General features: G+C 74.0%; 16 protein-coding genes. 7 read left to right on the top strand and 9 right to left on the bottom strand.

What is annotated here, in order from left to right; translation table 11 throughout:
- Positions 1 to 6: 6 nt before the first annotated feature.
- From ABZ621_RS20545 to ABZ621_RS20525, 5 genes are all read right to left on the bottom strand, one after another.
- Positions 7 to 624: a hypothetical protein gene (locus ABZ621_RS20545; RefSeq protein ID WP_360606444.1), complete on the bottom strand. Its 618-nt coding sequence runs from the start codon at positions 622 to 624 to the stop codon at positions 7 to 9.
- The gene (locus tag ABZ621_RS20540; RefSeq protein WP_360606562.1) at positions 621 to 2,033 is read right to left on the bottom strand and encodes a HAMP domain-containing sensor histidine kinase; all 1,413 of its coding nucleotides are present in this window, start codon (positions 2,031 to 2,033) and stop codon (positions 621 to 623) included. The genes ABZ621_RS20545 and ABZ621_RS20540 overlap by 4 nt, the downstream gene beginning before the upstream one ends.
- A gap of 248 nt (positions 2,034 to 2,281) precedes the next feature.
- Positions 2,282 to 2,965 carry a response regulator transcription factor gene (locus ABZ621_RS20535; protein WP_360606442.1) on the bottom strand — a complete coding sequence of 228 codons (684 nt, stop codon included), beginning with the start codon at positions 2,963 to 2,965 and terminating at the stop codon, positions 2,282 to 2,284.
- A gap of 54 nt (positions 2,966 to 3,019) precedes the next feature.
- Positions 3,020 to 4,645 carry a murein biosynthesis integral membrane protein MurJ gene (murJ, locus tag ABZ621_RS20530; protein WP_360606440.1) on the bottom strand — a complete coding sequence of 542 codons (1,626 nt, stop codon included), beginning with the start codon at positions 4,643 to 4,645 and terminating at the stop codon, positions 3,020 to 3,022.
- Complete coding sequence (locus tag ABZ621_RS20525; RefSeq protein ID WP_360606560.1) at positions 4,642 to 5,817, bottom strand: peptidoglycan bridge formation glycyltransferase FemA/FemB family protein; 1,176 nt, start codon at positions 5,815 to 5,817, stop codon at positions 4,642 to 4,644. The genes murJ and ABZ621_RS20525 overlap by 4 nt, the downstream gene beginning before the upstream one ends.
- Before the next feature lie 242 nt (positions 5,818 to 6,059).
- On the opposite strand from ABZ621_RS20525, the gene ABZ621_RS20520 reads away from it, so the two are divergent.
- Complete coding sequence (locus ABZ621_RS20520; RefSeq protein ID WP_360606438.1) at positions 6,060 to 7,241, top strand: Ig-like domain-containing protein; 1,182 nt, start codon at positions 6,060 to 6,062, stop codon at positions 7,239 to 7,241.
- A gap of 6 nt (positions 7,242 to 7,247) precedes the next feature.
- On the opposite strand, the gene ABZ621_RS20515 is transcribed toward ABZ621_RS20520, so the two are convergent.
- Positions 7,248 to 7,898, bottom strand: coding sequence for a pirin family protein (locus ABZ621_RS20515; protein WP_360606436.1), 651 nt, complete (start codon positions 7,896 to 7,898; stop codon positions 7,248 to 7,250).
- 81 nt (positions 7,899 to 7,979) lie between these two features.
- Here ABZ621_RS20515 and ABZ621_RS20510 point away from each other — a divergent pair, with 81 nt between their 5' ends.
- The 5 genes from ABZ621_RS20510 (at position 7,980) to ABZ621_RS20490 (ending at position 12,904) form a co-directional block, all read left to right on the top strand.
- Positions 7,980 to 9,161 carry a helix-turn-helix domain-containing protein gene (locus ABZ621_RS20510; RefSeq protein ID WP_360606434.1) on the top strand — a complete coding sequence of 394 codons (1,182 nt, stop codon included), beginning with the start codon at positions 7,980 to 7,982 and terminating at the stop codon, positions 9,159 to 9,161.
- 89 nt (positions 9,162 to 9,250) lie between these two features.
- A complete protein-coding gene (locus ABZ621_RS20505) occupies positions 9,251 to 10,171 on the top strand; it encodes an ACP S-malonyltransferase (protein ID WP_360606432.1) in 921 nt (306 codons plus the stop codon).
- Positions 10,172 to 10,189: 18 nt separating this feature from the next.
- Entirely contained in the window at positions 10,190 to 11,221 is a 1,032-nt protein-coding gene (locus tag ABZ621_RS20500) for a ketoacyl-ACP synthase III (protein WP_360606430.1), read from the top strand.
- A gap of 62 nt (positions 11,222 to 11,283) precedes the next feature.
- Positions 11,284 to 11,532: an acyl carrier protein gene (locus tag ABZ621_RS20495; RefSeq protein WP_360606428.1), complete on the top strand. Its 249-nt coding sequence runs from the start codon at positions 11,284 to 11,286 to the stop codon at positions 11,530 to 11,532.
- Positions 11,533 to 11,641: 109 nt separating this feature from the next.
- Positions 11,642 to 12,904 (top strand): beta-ketoacyl-[acyl-carrier-protein] synthase family protein, encoded by a 1,263-nt coding sequence (locus ABZ621_RS20490; RefSeq protein ID WP_360606426.1) that lies wholly within the window; start codon positions 11,642 to 11,644, stop codon positions 12,902 to 12,904.
- Between the two features lie 246 nt (positions 12,905 to 13,150).
- Here ABZ621_RS20490 and ABZ621_RS20485 read toward each other — a convergent pair whose 3' ends face one another.
- Both ABZ621_RS20485 and ABZ621_RS20480 read right to left on the bottom strand, forming a co-directional pair.
- Complete coding sequence (locus tag ABZ621_RS20485; RefSeq protein WP_360606424.1) at positions 13,151 to 13,507, bottom strand: hypothetical protein; 357 nt, start codon at positions 13,505 to 13,507, stop codon at positions 13,151 to 13,153.
- A gap of 71 nt (positions 13,508 to 13,578) precedes the next feature.
- The gene (locus ABZ621_RS20480; RefSeq protein ID WP_360606422.1) at positions 13,579 to 14,073 is read right to left on the bottom strand and encodes a DUF3145 domain-containing protein; all 495 of its coding nucleotides are present in this window, start codon (positions 14,071 to 14,073) and stop codon (positions 13,579 to 13,581) included.
- 263 nt (positions 14,074 to 14,336) lie between these two features.
- On the opposite strand from ABZ621_RS20480, the gene ABZ621_RS20475 reads away from it, so the two are divergent.
- Positions 14,337 to 15,239, top strand: a complete 903-nt coding sequence (locus ABZ621_RS20475; RefSeq protein ID WP_360606420.1) for an SGNH/GDSL hydrolase family protein — start codon at positions 14,337 to 14,339, stop codon at positions 15,237 to 15,239.
- A 54-nt stretch (positions 15,240 to 15,293) separates the two neighbouring features.
- Here the strand turns inward: ABZ621_RS20475 and ABZ621_RS20470 are convergent, their stop codons facing one another.
- Positions 15,294 to 17,747, bottom strand: coding sequence for a glycoside hydrolase family 3 C-terminal domain-containing protein (locus ABZ621_RS20470; RefSeq protein ID WP_360606418.1), 2,454 nt, complete (start codon positions 17,745 to 17,747; stop codon positions 15,294 to 15,296).
- Positions 17,748 to 17,753 lie beyond the last annotated feature (6 nt).

The raw sequence follows: 17,753 nt of genomic DNA, 5'->3' as shown, positions 1-17,753 counted from the left end.
GCCGCCTCAGCCGGCCGCGGCCTCACAGGTGGTGGCCGGGAGGGCGCCGTCCGGGCCCTGGACGGTCACCGGGAGCGTGCCGGCGCGGTCCACGGCGTGGGCGGCCGTGCACACCAGCTGGACGACCGCGCCCCGCGACAGCTCCCGCGCCGGGAAGGGGGTGCGCAGCCGGATCCCGCCCGCGAGCTCGGACTCGACGCGGATCAGCTCGTCGCTCTGGGGCAGCTCGGTGGTGATGCCCGCCTGGAACTCGGCGCCGCCGGGCCCCGCGAGCAGGGCGGAGAGCACCTTCATGGTGGCCGGGGCGGAGCCGTACGGGGGGTCGTCGTCGGAGGACTCGAAGCTGCGGCCGGTCCCCTCCGTGGACGCGTCGTCCGCGCCGGAGCCGCCCTCCGGCCGGGTCTTCTCGGGGAGGGGCACGAAGGTCAGGCCGGTGTCCCGGGAGACCGGCATCGGCTCCCCGTGGGGGCCGAGGAAGTAGAGCAGCATCCGGCTCTCGGGGATCGGCTGGACGACGACGGTCGGGGCGCCGCCCGCCTCCACGACGTCGCTGCCCTGGATGCCGCAGCCGGCGGCCAGCGGCAGGGCGGCGAGGAGCGCGCCCAGCGTCGTGCGGCGCCTCACAGCGGGATCCTGACCGTGAACACCGCGCCGCCCGCCGGGTGGTTGGCGGCCCCGACGGTGCCGCCGTGCAGCCGGACGTTCTCCTGGGTGATCGCCAGGCCGAGGCCGCTGCCGGCCGAGCGGGCGCGGGCCGGGTCGGCCTTGTAGAAGCGCTCGAAGACGTGCGGCAGGACGTCCGGGTGGATGCCGGGGCCCCGGTCGGAGACCTGGACGACGAGCGTGGAGCCGCAGTCGACGTACACCCGGACGGTGACGAGCGCGCGGCCGTGCCGCAGCGCGTTCCCGACCAGGTTGGCGACGACGACGTCGAAGCGGCGGGGGTCGAGCCGGGCCCTGATGCCCTCCCCGAGGACCGCGTGGACCTGCTCGGGGTCCGTCCAGTGCCGGCTGCTCAGGGTCTTGCGGACGCAGTCGGCGACGTCGACCTCGTCGGTGTGGAGCTCGGCGGCGCGGGCGTCGAAGCGGGAGATCTCCATCAGGTCCTCGACGAGCACGGCGAGCTTGACGGTCTCGGCGCTGATCAGCCGGACGGCGCGGGCCGTGTCGCTGTCGAGGGCGCCGGCGTCCTCGTCGAGGACCTCGGTGACGGCGAGCATCCCGGCGAGCGGGGTGCGCAGTTCGTGCGAGACGTCGGAGGCGAAGCGGCGGGCGCGGGCCTCGGCGCGGCGCAGTTCGGTGACGGAGCGCTCCAGTTCGGCGGCGGACTCGTTGAAGGTGCGTGCCAGGTCGGCGAGTTCGTCGCTGCCCTTGGCGTGGATGCGGGTGTCGAGCCGGCCCCGGCCCATGCTGGCGGCGGCGTGGCGGAGTTCGCGGACCGGGCGCAGGACGCCGCGGGCGGCGATCAGGGCCGGGATCAGGGCGATGGCGAGGGCGGGCAGGGCGCCGTCGCGGGCGGCGGTGACGAGGGCCTCGATGTTGGCCTCGTCCTCGCGCAGTTCCATCACGGCGTACAGGACGAGGCCGGTGGGCTGCGGCTCGCCGCCGGCCTGGGTGAGGAAGACGGCGGGGACGGCGATCGTCAGATAGGGGGTGCCGTTCGTGACCACGCGCTGGAAGCCGGTGTGCGGGGTCGCCTCGCGCGCGTGGGCGCGGGCCCGCAGCTCCGGGGTGAGGACGGAGGAGGTGGGGCGGTCGGTGGAGGAGACGCGGAGGGTGCCGTACTCGGCGTAGACCCGCCAGGGGCGCGGCTTGCCCTGCCGGGCGATGTGGAGGAGCCGGTCGCGGAGCGAGCCCTCGTCGAGGGGCAGGCTGATGTTGAGGTCCTCGACCTGCTGGCGGAAGGCGGAGACGGCGGTGTTCTGCGTCTGCTCCAGGATGGCGCTGCGGGCGGCCCGGTAGGTGAGCGCGGCGGTGGTGCCGCAGCCGACGGCCGCGACGAGCAGGAACGCGAAGACCAGCCGCGTCCGCAGCCCGAACGGCCGGGGCCTGCGCCCCCGCGTCCGGACCCGGCGGCGGCCGCGCGGCCGGCCGGCTCCGTCACCGGTCTCCTCGGGCCGGGCCTCGGGCTCCCGGACGGCGGTCTCCCGGGCGGTGCCGTACGCGGGCCCGGCGGCGGGTTCGTACGCCGTCGTCCCGGGGTCGTACGCAGTCGTCCCCAGTGCGTGTCCCGTGCCCGGTGCGTGTCCCGTGCCCGGCTCCTCGCCGGGGACGCAGGCCTTCACAGGGGTCCGAAGCGGTAGCCGAAGCCGCGCAGGGTCTGGATGTAGCGGGGGTCCCCGGGGGTGTCCTCGATCTTGGCGCGGAGGCGGCGCACGCAGGCGTCCACCAGGCGGGCGTCGCCGTGGTAGTTGTGCTCCCAGACGTGCTCCAGGAGCTGCTGGCGGCTGAAGACCTGCTCGGGGGCGGCGGTGAGGTGGAGCAGCAGCTTCAGCTCGGAGGGGGCGAGGGCGAGGCGCTCGCCGTTCTTGGCGACGGTGAGACCGGCCCGGTCGACGGCGAGGGCGCCGTGGTGCTCGACGGCGGGACGGCCGCCGCCGGGCTCCTCGATGCGGCGCAGCACGGCCCGGATGCGGGCCTCGATGACCTCGGTGCGGGCGGGTTTGACGATGTAGTCGTCGGCGCCCGCCTCCAGGCCGATGACGACGTCGAAGTCGTCGCCCCGGGCGGTCAGCATGATGATCGGGAGCTGGCTGTCCTCGCGGACCCGGCGGCAGACCTGGACGCCGTTCATGCCGGGCAGCATCAGGTCGAGCAGCAGCAGGTCGGGGCGGAACTCGCCGAGGGCGGCGAGCCCGGCCTCCCCGGTGGCGGCGGTGCGCACCTCGTGCCCGCGGCGCCGGAGCCCGAGCTCGACGCCTTCGCGGACCGAGGGGTCGTCTTCGATGAGGAGCACGCGAGGCATTCGTGGAGTATCCCAAGGTCGGTGGAGGCCCCCGCGGGAGGGGAGCCCCTGGGGTCAGGACCGGCGGGTGAGCCGGCCGGTGGCGGTCTTGAGCAGGGCGGAGACCTCGGTGAGGCGCAGCGGCCCGGCGAGCAGGACGAAGGAGCCGAGGACGGCGGCGGCGCCCGCGAGACCGGAGACGACGGCTCCGGCGGAGGCGGTTTCGTCGGCGGCGAAGAGGCCGTAGCCGGCGGCGGGGACGGCGGCGAGCAGCAGCCTGCCGAGGCCGGTGCCGGTGCCGTCGTCTCCGGCCGCGGGCAGGCGGCGGCGCAGGACGTACGCGGTGAGCGCCCAGCCCGCCCAGAGGGCGAGCGAGTAGCCGGCGGCCATGCCGGTGACGATCCAGTAGGTGGGCAGCCAGTGGTACGCGGCGAGGGAGAGCGCCGCGTTGAGCCCGGCGATCACCAGGTTGAGCAGGAAGGGGGTGCGGGTGTCGCGGAGCGCGTAGAAGGCGCGGGTGCAGACGTACTGCCCGGAGAGGGCGACCAGGCCGGGGGCGAGGGCGGTCAGCGTCCAGGCCATGGCGCGGACGTCGGCGGCGTCGGTCGCCCCGTACCCGAAGACGACCGACATCAGCGGTGCGGCGAGGGCGAAGAGGGCGCAGGCGGCGGGGACGACGGCGGCGGCCGTGGTGCGCTGGGCGTAGCCGACGTCGCGGCGGACGGCGGCGAGGTCGCCGTCGGCGGCGGCGCCGCTCATCCGGGGCATGAGGGCGGTGACCAGGGAGACGGTGACGATGCCGTGCGGGACGGCCCACAGCAGATAGGCGTTGTTGTACGCGGCGAGGCCCGAGCCTCCGGCCGTGTCCTCGCCGGCGGAGGTGGCGACCCAGGTGGTGACCCAGTAGGCGGCCTGGTTGGTCAGGACGAGGAGGACGAGCCAGCCGGCGGCGCGCAGCGGGGCGGTGAGGCCGCTGCCGCGCCAGTCGAAGCGGGGCCGGAAGCGGAAGCGGGCGGCGCGCAGCGAGGGCAGCAGGGCGAGGGCCTGGACGGCGATGCCGGCGGTGGTGCCCCAGCCGAGGAGCGCGGTCTCGCCGGGGGTGAGTCCGCCGCCGTCGCTCACCGCCAGGAAGAGGCCGAAGACGGCGACGACCACGACGTTGTTGAGGACCGGGGTCCACATCATGGCGCCGAAGCGGCCGCGGGCGTTGAGGACCTGCCCGAGGAGGGTGAAGAGGCCGAGGAAGAGGATCTGCGGGAGGCACGCGCGCGTGAAGGCGATCGTCAGGTCCCGCTGGGAGCCCGTGTAGTCGGTGTAGCCGTCGACGAGCGCGGGCGCGGCGAGGACGGCGCCGGCGGTGAGGACGGCGAGGGCGAGGCCGCAGAGGGTGAGGAGGCGGTCGGTGTAGGCGGCGCCGCCGTCCTCGTGCTCCTTGGCGGCCTTGACCAGCTCGGGCACGAAGACGGCGTTGAGGGCGCCGCCGAGGAGCAGCATGTAGACGATGGTGGGGACGGAGTTGCCCACCGCGTAGCCGTCGGCGACCAGGCCCGCGCCGAGCGCGGCGGCGACGACGGCGGCGCGGACGAAGCCGGTGGCGCGGGAGACGAGCGAGCCGGCCGCCATGAGGGCTCCGCTGCGCAGCGCGGACGCGGGCTTGCGCCGGGACGGCGCGGGCGGGGCGAGGGTCGTGCCGGCGCTCATCGGCGGTTCAGGTAGGCCTGGAAGGCGCGGTACAGCGCCTGGTTGGTCGTGCCGTGCATCGGTGTCTCCCACTCCCCCAGCGTCTCGACGACCTGTCCGCCCGTGCCGAGCTTCCAGCGCAGCAGCCCGTGGGCGCGGTCGTCCGGATCGAGGGTGGAGGGTACCCCGCGGAGGTCGTAGACGTCGGCCCCGAGGGCGTGGGCGTCGAGCAGCATCCGCCACTGGAGGGCGTTGGAGGGGCGGACCTCGCGGCGGTGGTCGGCGGAGGCGCCGGTCTGGTACCAGACCCGCCGGCCGACGGTGATCATGGTGTGGGCGGCCAGGATCTCGCCCTCGTGGCGGGCGAGGTAGAGCTTCATCCGGCCCGCGTGCTCGGCGTTGAGGACGGCGTACTGGCGCTCGTAGTAGGCGAGGGAGCGGCCGAGGCGGAAGCCGTCGCGCTCCTCGGTGATCTTCAGCAGGCGGTGGAACTCCGGCAGGTCGGCGGCGGAGCCGACGGTGATCTCGACGCCGGACTTGCGGGCCTTGCGGACGTTGCGCCGCCACTCCTGGTTGAGGCCGGACCACAGGTCGTCGGGGGTGCGGCCGGTGAGCGGGACCTGGAAGACGTGGCGGGGCTGGGCGTCGGCGCCGTCCTCGGAGTCGCCGCCGCAGCGCTTCCAGCCGCGGGCGCGGAGCCGTTCGGCGACGGCGGTGCCGAGCGGGTCGACCTCGTCGGCGAGGACGTCGCCGAGCCGGCGGCCGGGCCCGGTGGCGGCCTTGACGGTGGCGGCGGTCCAGCGGCGGTGGGCGGGCCCGGGCCCGATGCGTACGGCGAAGACGCCGGAGGCCTTCAGATGGGCGAGGAGCGGGTCGAGCCAGCGGTCGAGGTCCGGGTCGGCCCAGTCGGCGACCGGCCCCTCGGGGAGGTAGGCGAAGTGCTTGCGGGTGCCGGGGAAGGTCCGGAGCAGGACGAGGGCGACGCCGGTGAGCTCGCCCGACTCCGTCCCCCAGCCTATGAGTTGATGGCTCCACCCCTCCTTCACCTCGGCCCAGGCGGGGAGTTGGAGGAAGCTGGGGCCGTCCGCGCCGTCGGCACGGGCCGCGAGGAAGGCGCGGTACGCCTCCGGGGAGACGGGGCCGAGCCGGAGCGGTCCGGCGGGCGACGGCGCGGCGGCGGGGCGGCGCTTCACGGGTGCGGGCGTCACGAGCAGCGCTGACACAACGGGAGCCTCCTTGGTTCGGCCGCCCCTCGGTGGCGCGGCGCACAGCAGGCTCACAGCCGGATGAGACGGGTCCGCGCGGCGTGTGTGACGGGACGATGACCGTTTTCCATCAGCGCCCGTCACATGGGCCTCCGGCGGGGCGGAGGGGCTCCCGGGCGGCCTAGAGTCCGGGCATCCCACCCTTTTCTCTCCTCTTCCGGAGGTGCTCCGTGCCGCCGATACGCACGTCCCGGCCCGCCCTTGCCGCCGTCGCCCTCGCCGTCTCCCTCACCGCCTGCACGGCCCAGGCGGCGAGCGGCCCGGGCTCCTCGGCCGCCCCGTCGGGCGGAGCCGCGAAGGACGGGGCGCCCGCGCGGGTGACCGTGGCGAAGCCCGAGGCCGGGAAGCAGGTGACCGTGACGGCGGACGGCGGGACGATCGCGTCGGTGACGGTCACGGACGCGGACGGCGGGCGGCTCGCCGGGAAGTCCGCGGCGGGCGGGGCCCGCTGGACCTCGGACCGCAAGGCGGCGCCGGGCGCCTCGTACACCGTCGAGGTCGTCTCGCGGGGCGCCGGCGGGAAGGAGACGACGACGAGGTCCGCCTTCACCACGGAGAAGGCGGACCGGGTCAACAAGCTGACGCTGGCGCCCGGGAAGAACACGACCGTCGGCATCGGGCAGCCGCTGTCGATCGTCTTCGACCGGCCGGTGACGCGGAAGGCGGACGTGGAACGGCAGTTGAAGGTGAAGACGTCCAACGGCACCGAGGGCTCGTGGGGCTGGGTCACCGACTACTCCGGGCGCGACCGCGTCGACTGGCGGCCCCGGGAGTACTGGAAGCCCGGCACGAAGGTCACGCTGGAGGCGGACCTCAACGGCACGGACTCCGGCGACGGCTGGTTCGTCCGCGACTACCGGACCGGGTTCACCGTCGGCGCGGCGCAGGTCGTGAAGGTGGACCTGGACACCAAGCGGCTGTCCCTGGTCGAGGACGGGCGGACGGTGCGGACCATTCCCGTCTCGGGCGGGACGCCGGGCGGCGACAAGCGGTCGTGGCGGGGGACGGCCGTGCTCATGGCCAAGGAGGGGACGATCCGGATGAACTCCGAGACGGTCGGCCTCGGCGACGCGTACGACAAGATGGTCGACTACTCGATGCGGCTGACGTGGTCGGGGATGTACGCGCACGCGGCGCCGTGGAACGCGGGGAACTTCGGGGTCGCGAACAAGAGCTCCGGCTGCATCGGGATGAGCACCGCCGACGCGAAGTCCTTCTACGCGAGCGTGAACGTCGGGGACCCGTTCGAGATCCGCGGCGGCGACACGAAGGGGGTCGTCGCGGAGGGCAACGGGTACGGGGCGTGGAACCTGTCCTGGGCCGACTGGAAGGCGAAGAGCGCGGTCCGTTGAAGGGCCTCAGACCTCCGACGCCCAGACCAGTGCCTCCGCGTCGGAGGCCGCCCGGAGCGTCTGCCCCGCCGCGTCCGTGACGCGTGCCGCGTCCCCGCGCGCCAGCTCCTCGCCCGCCAGGGCGACCGTGCCCCGGACCACGTGGAGGTAGAGGGTCCCGGCCGCCGGGAGGCCGGCCTCCTCCCCCGCCGCCAGCCGGTGGACGTGGAGCGTGGCCCCCGCCGCCGGGACGGGGTACGGGCCGTCCAGGCCGCGGACCAGCTCGTACGAGGGTGAGCCGCCCGGCTCCAGGGGCGCCAGCCACATCTGGACGAAGGTCAGCGGGGCCTCGCCCGCGTTGCGCTCCACGTGGCGGACGCCGGCCGCCGAGGAGAGGTGCTGGAGGTCGCCGGGGCGGACCAGCGTCTCGTGGCCGGTGGTGTCCCGGTGGGTGAGCTCGCCCTCGACCACCCAGGTCACGATCTCCGTGTGCGCGTGGGCGTGCTCGTCGAAGCCCGCGCCGGGGGCGAGGCGCTCCTCGTTGACGGCGAGGAGGGGCCCGAAGCGGAGGTTGTCGGGGTCGTAGTGCGCCCCGAAGGAGAAGGCGTGCCGGGTCTCGACGCCGGCCGCGGGGTCGCCGCCCGGATAGCGGTCGGACGCGCGCTGGATGCGGATCATCCCCCGTACGGTAGCGGGGCCCGTCGTGGCGAAACCGCCCCGACCCCGCACGTCCGCGCCCGGATGAGGCAGTCTTGTCCCGTGTCTGAACCCACGAACGCCGCTCATCCGCACCCCGCGACCCTGAAGCGCCTCGAACAGTCCTCCGGGCGGCTGGCCGCGAACGCCATCGCCCGCATGGACGAGACGCTGCCGTGGTACCGGGCGATGCCGCCAGAGAACCGCTCGTGGATCGGACTGGTCGCGCAGGCCGGTATCGCCGCGTTCACCGAGTGGTTCCGCCACCCGGAGACCCCGCAGGCGATCTCCACCGACGTCTTCGGGACGGCGCCGCGCGAGCTGACCAGGGCGATCACCCTGCGGCAGACCGTGGAGATGGTCCGGACGACCATCGAGGTCATGGAGGTGGCGATCGAGGACGTCGCCGCGCCCGGCGACGAGTCGGTGCTGCGCGAGGCGCTGCTCGTGTACGCGCGGGAGATCGCCTTCGCGACCGCGCAGGTGTACGCGCAGGCGGCGGAGGCGCGGGGCGCCTGGGACGCGCGCCTGGAGTCGCTGGTGGTGAACGCGGTGCTGTCGGGCGAGGCCGACGAGGGCGCCGTGTCCCGGGCCGCCGCGCTCGGCTGGAACTCGCCGGACCACGTGTGCGTGGTGCTCGGCACCGCCCCGGACGGCGACAGCGAGCTGACCGTGGAGGCGATCCGGCGGGCCGCCCGGCACGCCAAGCTCCAGGTCCTCACGGGGGTGCTCGGCAACCGGCTCGTGGTGATCGCGGGCGGCTCCGACAATCCGCTCGGCGTGGCGAAGGCGCTGCTCGGGCCGTACGCGGCGGGGCCGGTGGTGGCCGGTCCCGTGGTGCCCGACCTGCTGGCGGCGACCCGTTCCGCGCAGGCCGCGGCGGCGGGGCTCAAGGCGTGCACGGCGTGGCAGGACGCGCCCCGGCCGGTGCTCGCGGACGATCTCCTGCCGGAACGCGCGATCGCCTCCGACCCTTCGGCGCGTGAACAGCTGGTGGAGGAGATCTACAGACCGCTGGAGGAAGCGGGCTCGGCCCTTCTGGAAACTCTGAGTGTCTACCTGGAGCAGGCCAGTAGCCTCGAAGGCGCGGCGAGGATGCTGTTCGTCCACCCGAACACCGTGCGCTACCGGCTTCGACGTGTGACCGACGTCACCGGTTGGTCACCCTCCGACGTCCGTTCCGCCTTCACCCTGCGGATCGCGCTGATCCTCGGACGCTTGGCCGAGGCGGAGGGCCAGTCCTAGACTTTTGTCGAACACCGACAATTACCCCGACGGTTCTTCGTCCTAGTCCCCACGGGCGCCGGACACCGTCCGCAAGAGAGAGTGTGAGGGTGCTCGTACTCGTCGCTCCCGGCCAAGGCGCTCAGACGCCCGGCTTCCTGACTCCCTGGCTCGAACTCCCCGGTGCCGCCGACCGCCTCGCGGCATGGTCGGACGCCATCGGGCTCGACCTCGTCCACTACGGCACGAAGGCGGACGCGGACGAGATCCGCGACACCGCCGTGGCCCAGCCGCTGCTCGTCGCGGCCGGCCTGCTCTCCGCCGCCGCCCTCGGCGACGACCTCCGCCCCGGCGTGGTCGCCGGCCACAGCGTCGGCGAGTTCACCGCCGCCGCCTTCGCGGGCGTCCTCGACGACACCGCCGCGCTCCGTCTCGTACGGACCCGTGGTCTGGCGATGGCCGACGCGGCCGCGATCGCCCCGACCGGCATGTCGGCGCTGCTCGGCGGCGACCCCGAGGTGACCGTCCCGCACCTGGAGAAGCTGGGCCTGACCCCGGCCAACGTGAACGGCGCGGGCCAGATCGTGGCCGCCGGCACGCTGGAGCAGCTGGCCGCCCTGGCCGAGGACAAGCCCGAGGGCGTCCGCCGGGTCGTCCCGCTCAAGGTCGCCGGCGCCTTCCACACGCACCACATGGCCCCCGCGGTCGCCACCCTGGAGCAGGCCGCGAAGGAGCTGACCCCGGCCGATCCGAAGGTGACGTACGTCTCCAACAAGGACGGACAGGCCGTCGCCACCGGCACCGAGGTCCTCGCCCGGCTGGTCGGCCAGGTCGCCAACCCGGTCCGCTGGGACCTGTGCATGGAGACCTTCCAGGCGCTGGGCGCCACCGCGCTGATCGAGGCCTGCCCGGGCGGCACGCTCACCGGCATCGCCAAGCGCGCGCTGCCGGGGGTCGCCACCGTGGCCCTCAAGACGCCCGACGACCTGGATGCGGCCCGTACGCTCGTCGCCGAGCACACGGCCGTCTGACGAGGAGTGTCGAGAAGCATGTCGAAGATCAAGCCCAGCAAGGGCGCCCCGTACGCGCGGATCATGGGCGTCGGCGGTTTCCGCCCGGCCCGGGTCGTGCCCAACGAGGTGATCCTCGAGAAGATCGACTCGTCCGACGAGTGGATCCGCTCGCGCTCGGGCATCGCCACCCGCCACTGGGCCTCGCCCGAGGAGACCGTCACCGCGATGTCCGTGGAGGCGTCCGGCAAGGCGATCGCCGCGGCCGGGATCGCTCCCGAGCAGATCGGTGCCGTCGTCGTCTCGACGGTCTCGCACTTCAAGCAGACCCCGGCCGTCGCCACCGAGATCGCCGACAAGATCGGGGCCGGGAAGCCGGCCGCGTTCGACATCTCCGCGGGCTGCGCGGGCTTCGGCTACGGCCTGACGCTCGCCAAGGGCATGATCGTCGAGGGCTCGGCCGAGTACGTCCTGGTGATCGGCGTGGAGCGGCTGAGCGACCTGACGGACCTGGAGGACCGCGCGACGGCCTTCCTGTTCGGCGACGGCGCCGGCGCGGTCGTGGTCGGCCCCTCCGACGTGCCGCACATCGGCCCCACCGTCTGGGGTTCCGAGGGCGACAAGTCGGAGACCATCAAGCAGACCGTGCCGTGGAACGAGTTCCACATCGGCGACGTCACGAAGCTTCCCCTCAACGAGGCCGGCGAGATCAAGTTCCCCGCCATCACGCAGGAGGGCCAGGCGGTCTTCCGCTGGGCCGTCTTCGAGATGGCGAAGGTCGCCCAGCAGGCCCTGGACGCGGCCGGGATCACCGCGGACGACCTGGACGTCTTCATCCCGCACCAGGCCAACATGCGGATCATCGACTCGATGGTGAAGACCCTCAAGCTGCCGGAGCACGTCACGGTCGCCCGTGACGTCGAGACCACCGGCAACACCTCCGCCGCCTCGATCCCGCTCGCGATGGAGCGGCTCCTGGCGACCGGACAGGCCAAGAGCGGCGACACGGCGCTCATCATCGGCTTCGGGGCGGGTCTCGTCTTCGCCGCGACGGTCGTTACTCTCCCCTAGGCGACCGGGACCCCTCCCGGAAGTCTCCCTTTACCGAAGTAATCGCAAGAAGGAGCGCCACTATGGCTCACACCCAGGAAGACATCGTCAAGGGTCTCGCCGAGATCGTGAACGAGATCGCCGGCATCCCGGTCGAGGACGTCGAGATGGACAAGTCCTTCACCGACGACCTGGACGTCGACTCCCTGTCCATGGTCGAGGTCGTCGTCGCCGCCGAGGAGCGCTTCGACGTCAAGATCCCCGACGGTGACGTCAAGGACCTCAAGACCGTCGGCGACGCCGTCTCCTACATCCTCAAGCACCAGGCCTGATTCGGCCTTGGTGGACCAGGCCCCACCGGGCCCGGTCCCCGCTGACTCGGTCCGCCACCCGGCGGTGGCGCCGTCTTTCGACCATCACACACATGGAGAACGAATTCCTGTGAGCTCGACCAATCACACCGTGGTCGTCACCGGTATCGGCGCAACCACACCGCTGGGTGGCGACTCCGCGACGACCTGGGAAGGTCTCCTGGCGGGACGCTCCGGCGTCAGGCCGCTGGAGGGCGAGCGCTTCGCCGAACTTCCCGTCCAGATCGCCGCGTTCGCCGCGGTCGACCCGGGTGAGGTACTGCCCCGCCCGCTCGCCCGCAAGCTGGACCGCTCGGCGCAGTTCGCGCTGATCGCGGCGCGTGAGGCGTGGGCCGACGCGGGCTTCACCGCCCCCGCCGGCGAGGACGCCGCCATCGCCCCCGAGCGGCTCGGTTCCGTGATCGCCTCCGGCATCGGTGGTGTCACGACCCTGCTCGACCAGTACGACGTGCTCAAGGAGAAGGGCGTCCGCCGCGTCTCCCCGCACACCGTGCCCATGCTGATGCCGAACGGCCCCTCCGCGAACGTGGGCCTGGAGGTGAACGCCCGCGCCGGCGTCCACACCCCCGTCTCCGCCTGCGCGTCGGGCGCCGAGGCGATCGGCTACGCCATCGAGATGATCCGCAGCGGCCGTGCCGACGTGGTCGTCGCCGGTGGCACCGAGGCCGCGATCCACCCGCTGCCCATCGCCGCCTTCGCCAACATGATGGCGATGTCGAAGAACAACGACGAGCCGACGAAGGCCTCGCGCCCCTACGACACCGGCCGCGACGGCTTCGTGCTCGGCGAGGGCGCCGGCGTCGTGATCCTGGAGTCCGAGGCGCACGCCAAGGCCCGCGGCGCGAAGATCTACTGCGAGGCGATCGGCCAGGGCCTGTCGGCCGACAGCCACCACATCGCGCAGCCCGAGCCGACCGGCCGGGGCATCGCCTCCGCGCTCCAGCACCTGCTCGACACCACGGACCTGAAGCCGTCCGAGGTCGTGCACCTCAACGCGCACGCCACGTCGACGCCGCAGGGCGACGTCGCCGAGATCAAGGCGCTGCGGAAGGTCCTCGGCGACGACCTCGACCACGTGGCGGTCTCCGCCACCAAGTCGATGACCGGCCACCTCCTCGGCGGCGCCGGCGGCATCGAGACCGTCGCGACGGTCCTGGCGCTCCATCACCGCCTGGCCCCGCCGACCATCAACGTCGACGAGCTGGACCCGGAGGTCGACGCCGACATCGTCCGCGACGAGCCCCGCGCCCTCCCCGAGGGCTCGATCGCCGCGGTCAACAACTCCTTCGGCTTCGGCGGCCACAACGTGGTCCTGGCCTTCCGCACGGTCTGACCCGCACGACACGCGAGGCCCGCTTCCCGACTCGGGGGGCGGGCCTTCGCCGCGTCCGCCGGACGGAGTCCGGCACAGCGTCCCGAAGCCCGCGAAGCGGTGCGAGGGGCGCACGGGGAAGGGGCCAGCTCCTTCGGCTTCGGCGGCCACAACGTGGTCCTGGCCTTCCGCACGGTCTGACCCGCACGACACGCGAGGCCCGCTCCCCACTCGGGGGGCGGGCCTTCGGTGTGTCCGGTTCTCGTGTCAGCGGGGTTCGGTGAGCGGGGGTGCCACCGCTGTGGTCTCGGGGCGCAGGGCTTCGTAGCCGGCGATGCCCAGGGGGCCTCCGACGACGAGGCCGAAGAGCACGAAGCAGAAGGTCAGCGCGTCGAACCAGCCCTCGGAGGGGGCCGTCGGCTCGTCCGGCAGCATCGCGCCGAAGAGGAGGAAGAGGACCACCGTCAGCGCCAGCAGCCCCGCCGCCCACGCCGCCAGGGCGACGGTCACGTCGCCGGCGGCCAGTTGGTAGGCGAAGCCCGCGAGGAGCACCAGGGTGGTGCCCAGCGCGGTCGCCGCCAGCAGGACGGCGGCCCCGCCGACCATCCTCCGCAGATTGCTCAACGCCCGTCCCCCGCCCGCGCGCCGCACGGCGCGCCTCGGGGCGCGAAGCTAGCCGAGCCGGGTGAACGGGCTCAGACGACCTGGTGAAGCCAGCGGACCGGGGCGCCCTCGCCGGCGTAGCGGAAGGGTTCCAGTTCGTCGTCCCAGGGCTTGCCGAGGAGCCGGGCGACCTCCGCCTCCAGGACCGTCTCGCCCTGCGCGGCGCGGGCCAGGGCGGCGCGCAGGCGGTCCTCGGGGACGAGGATGTCGCCGTGCATGCCGGTGACGGCGTGGAAGATGCCGAGGTCGGGGGTGGCGCTGTAGCGCTCGCCCTCGGCCGTGGGGCAGGGCTCGGCGGTCACCTCGAAGCGGAGCATCTGCCAGCCGCGCAGGGCGGAGGCGAGTTTCGAGGCCGTGCCGGTCTCGCCCTGCCAGGAGAACTCCGCTCTCCAGGTGCCGGGCGCCGCGGGCTGCCGGATCCAGTCGAGCTGGGCCCTCGCGCCGAGGACACCCCCCACCGCCCATTCGACGTGCGGGCAGAGCGCGCGCGGTGCGGAGTGTACGTACAGGACTCCACGTGTCGTCACCGGGACCTCCAGTGTGGGACGAGGTTCGCCTTCCCAGCGGCCTCGGTAAACAGCATCAGGCGAAGAACTCCGCAAACCTTCTGAAAAGGGACAGCATGTGACGTGATGTAATTTACCGGAGCCGGTCGGCGCGGGCGCGCCGCAGGTTCGACGGGGGAAAAGCTACCGTGCCGCGCCGTCGTCAGGGTGACGTACGGTCGGTCCGGGGGCGGGTGGACACGAAGCTTTCACTCGCCAGGACGTCTGCGTGAAGGAGGGGACCGGTGCCGTACGGCCGACACCGCATCCGTACCGCCGTCGTGGGAGCGGTGCTCGCGGCCGCCGCGCTCGCGGGGTGTACGAGTGCGTCGCCCGGTCCCGGGAGCGAGGCCGCCCCCGCGCGGAAGCCGTCCCCGTCGACCGCGCCGGCCCCGGCCCCGACCTCGCGGTGGGACGTCTCCCCCGCGTCCGTCGCGGCCGTCGGCGACTCCGTGACCCGCGCCTTCGACGCCTGCTCGCTGCTCGCGGACTGCCCGGAGGCGTCCTGGGCGACGGGGACGGACCCGGCGGTGAACAGCCTGGCGCTGCGGCTGCTCGGCGCCGGCCGGGTGGCCGGGAACAGCTGGAACCTGGCCCGGACGGGCGCGCGGGTGGCGGCGCTGCCGGAGCAGATGGCGCGGGCGGCGGCGGAGCGGCCCGAGCTGGTCACGGTGATGATCGGGGCCAACGACGCCTGCCGGCCGACCCCGGCGGGCATGACGCCGGTGGCGGATTTCCGCCGGTCGTTCGAGGCGGCGCTCACCCGGCTGCGGAAGGACGCCCCGGAGGCGCAGGTGTACGTGGCGAGCGTGCCGGATCTGCACCGCCTGTGGGACACCGGCCGGGCGAACCCGCTGGTCCGGCGGGTCTGGGAGCTGGGCGTCTGCGGCTCGATGCTGGCGGACCCGGAGGACCTGGGCGCGACGGCGAAGGAGCGGCGGACGGCGGTGCGCGACCGGGTGGTGGCGTACAACGAGGTGCTCGCGGAGGTCTGCGCGGCGGACGAGCTGTGCCGGTACGACGGCGGCGCGGTCTTCGGTTTCCGTTTCGACGCGTCGCTGCTGAGCACCTGGGACTGGTTCCACCCGAGCCGTGACGGGCAGGCGCGGCTCGCCGAGCTGGCGTACCGGAGGATCACCCGGAAGTAGCCCCGGGGGCGGCGGGCGTCAGGTCCGCCGCCCCCGGGGCCGGTCGGGGGCGCCCTACAGCTCCACGGTGGCGGTCAGGCGCGGTTCGGCCAGCGAGTGGGCGGCGTGCACCTCGTAGCGGCCGGGGACGAGGGTCCAGGCGTGCTTCTCCTCGTCCCAGATCTCGAAGGCGCGGCGCGGGAGTTCGATCACCGTCTCGACGGTCTCGCCGGGCGCGGCCTCGACGCCGGCGAAGGCGGCGAGCCAGCGGGCGGGACGCTCGGCGGTGTCCTGGACCGGGGCGAGGTAGAGCTGGACGGTCTCGCGGCCGGGGCGGTCGCCGGTGTTGGTGAGCCGGACGGTGACGCGCTCCGGGGTCGCCGTGACGGAGTCGTACGACCAGGTGGTGTAGCCGAGGCCGTGGCCGAAGGGGTACGCGGGGACGGCGCCGGTCCGGTCCCAGACGCGGTAGCCGATGTACAGGCCCTCGGTGTAGTCGAGGGCGCCGTCGGTGGGGGTGACCTCGGTGACGGGGACGTCGGCGAGGGCGGCGGGCCAGGTGGTGGGGAGGCGGCCGCCGGGCTCCTCGGCGCCGGTGAGGACGTCGGCGAGGGCGTCGCCGCCCTCCTGGCCGGGGAACCAGCTCAGCAGGATCGCGGCGACGTCCTCGCGCCACGGGAGTTCCACCGGGGAGCCGGCGTTGACGACGACGACCGTGTTCGGGTTGGCGGCGGCGACGGCGCGGACGAGGTCGTCCTGGCGGCCGGGGAGGGCGAGGTCCTTGCGGTCGAAGCCCTCGGACTCGACGCGTTCGGTGGTGGCGACGACCACGACGGCGGTGTCGGCGGCGCGGGCGGCCTCGACGGCTTCGGCGATCAGTTCGTCGGGGTCCCGGCGGGGACCGAGGTGGACGAAGGAGAACATGACGGCCGGGAGCGGGGCGGCGAACTCCTTGGCGAGGGTGTGGCGGAGGGAGACCTCGACGGTCTCGCCGGCGGTGAGTTCGACGGTGCCGCGCGCGACCGGGGAGCCGAAGAAGGCCTCGAAGGGGTCGGTCTCCGGGCCCATCTCCTGCACGCCGTCGAAGAGTTCGCGCCCGTCGACGGTGAGGGTGAAGGCGCCGAGGCCGCGGGTGCCGAAGGCGTGGGCGCCGGTCTCGCGCGGGGTGAAGACGCCGGTGACCTCGATGGAGGCGAGGGTCTCGTGGGTGACGCCGGCCGGGAGGTCGTCGCCGATCCACTGGACCTGACCGTTGGGGAGGGTGCCCTCGCCGAGGACGGTGCCGTCGGCGTCGCGGCAGACCGCGCGGAGGGTGAAGCCCTGGTCGGCGGGGGCGAGTTCGTCGCTGGGGTCGGCGCCGATCACGTAGGTGAGCGATGCCCCGCCGGGAAGTGCCGCGAGGGCGGCGGTGAGGCCGTCGAGCGGGGAGACGACGTGCTCGGGGAAGACCTGGGCGGAGCCTCCGCCGAGGACGCGGGCGTCGCGGGCGGCGGCGCCGGAGAGGGCGACGGTGCCGGGCCTCAGGGGCAGCGCGCCGTTCTCGTTGCGGACGAGGACGAAGCCGCGGCGGGCGACCTCGCGGGCGAGGGCGTCGCCGTCGATCGGGGCGGGGTGCTCGGTGACGGCGGCGGGGGCGCCTTCGAGGGCGCCGACGCGGGCGGCGAGCCGCAGCACGTTGCGGACGGCGGCGTCGACGGCGGACTCGTCGACCTCGCCGGCCCGGACGGCGGCGGCGAGGTGCTCGCCGTAGACGGTGGCGGGGCCCGGCATGGCCACGTCGAGGCCGCCGGTGATGTCGCCGGTGGTGGAGCGGGCGGCCATCCAGTCGGAGACGTTGTAGCCGTCGAAGCCCCACTCGCCGCGCAGCACCTCGTTGACGAGGTGGCGGTGCTCGGTCATCGTCACGCCGTTGACCTGGTTGTAGGCGGTCATGATGCCCCAGGGGTGGGCGTTGGTGACGATCGCCTCGAAGGGGGCGAGGTAGAGCTCGCGCAGCGGGCGCGGGGCGATCCTGTTGTCGACGGTGAAGCGGTCGGTCTCGGCGTCGTTGGCGACGAAGTGCTTGACGGTGGTGCCGACGCCGCCGTCCTGGACGCCCCGGACGTAGCCGGTGCCGATGGCGCCGGTGAGGTACGGGTCCTCGCTGTAGGCCTCGAAGTGGCGGCCGCCGAGCGGGGTGCGGTGCAGGTTGACCGTGGGGGCGAGCAGCACGTGGACGCCCTTGCGGCGGGCCTCCTGGGCGAGGAGGCGGCCGGCCCGGCGGGCGAGGGCGGGGTCCCAGGTGGCGGCGAGGGCGGTCGGGGACGGCAGGGCGACGGACGGGTCGTCGGCGGTCCAGCGGACGCCGCGGACGCCGATGGGCCCGTCGGACATGACGAGCGAGGCGAGTCCGATCTCCGGGACGGCGGGCAGCGACCACATGTCCTGGCCGCCGAGCAGCCGGGTCTTGGTGTCGAGGTCGAGCCGGGCGAGCGCGGCCTCGACGGCCGCCTCGCGCACGGCGTCCTCGTTCACGTCCGTCTCATTCACGTCGGT

Source organism: Streptomyces sp. NPDC007863, from assembly GCF_040633895.1.
Taxonomy (GTDB): Bacteria; Actinomycetota; Actinomycetes; order Streptomycetales; family Streptomycetaceae; genus Streptomyces.
Note: the sequence above shows the minus strand (reverse complement) of the source record. Positions and strands in the feature narration are given on the sequence as shown.

Coding starts and splice junctions, on each gene's coding strand:
- ABZ621_RS20515 (WP_360606436.1), bottom strand. CDS start 7,898: ATGATCCGCATCCAGCGCGCGTCCGACCGCTATCCGGGCGGCGACCCC.
- murJ (WP_360606440.1), bottom strand. CDS start 4,645: ATGAGCGCCGGCACGACCCTCGCCCCGCCCGCGCCGTCCCGGCGCAAG.
- ABZ621_RS20535 (WP_360606442.1), bottom strand. CDS start 2,965: ATGCCTCGCGTGCTCCTCATCGAAGACGACCCCTCGGTCCGCGAAGGC.
- ABZ621_RS20495 (WP_360606428.1), top strand. CDS start 11,284: ATGGCTCACACCCAGGAAGACATCGTCAAGGGTCTCGCCGAGATCGTG.
- ABZ621_RS20500 (WP_360606430.1), top strand. CDS start 10,190: ATGTCGAAGATCAAGCCCAGCAAGGGCGCCCCGTACGCGCGGATCATG.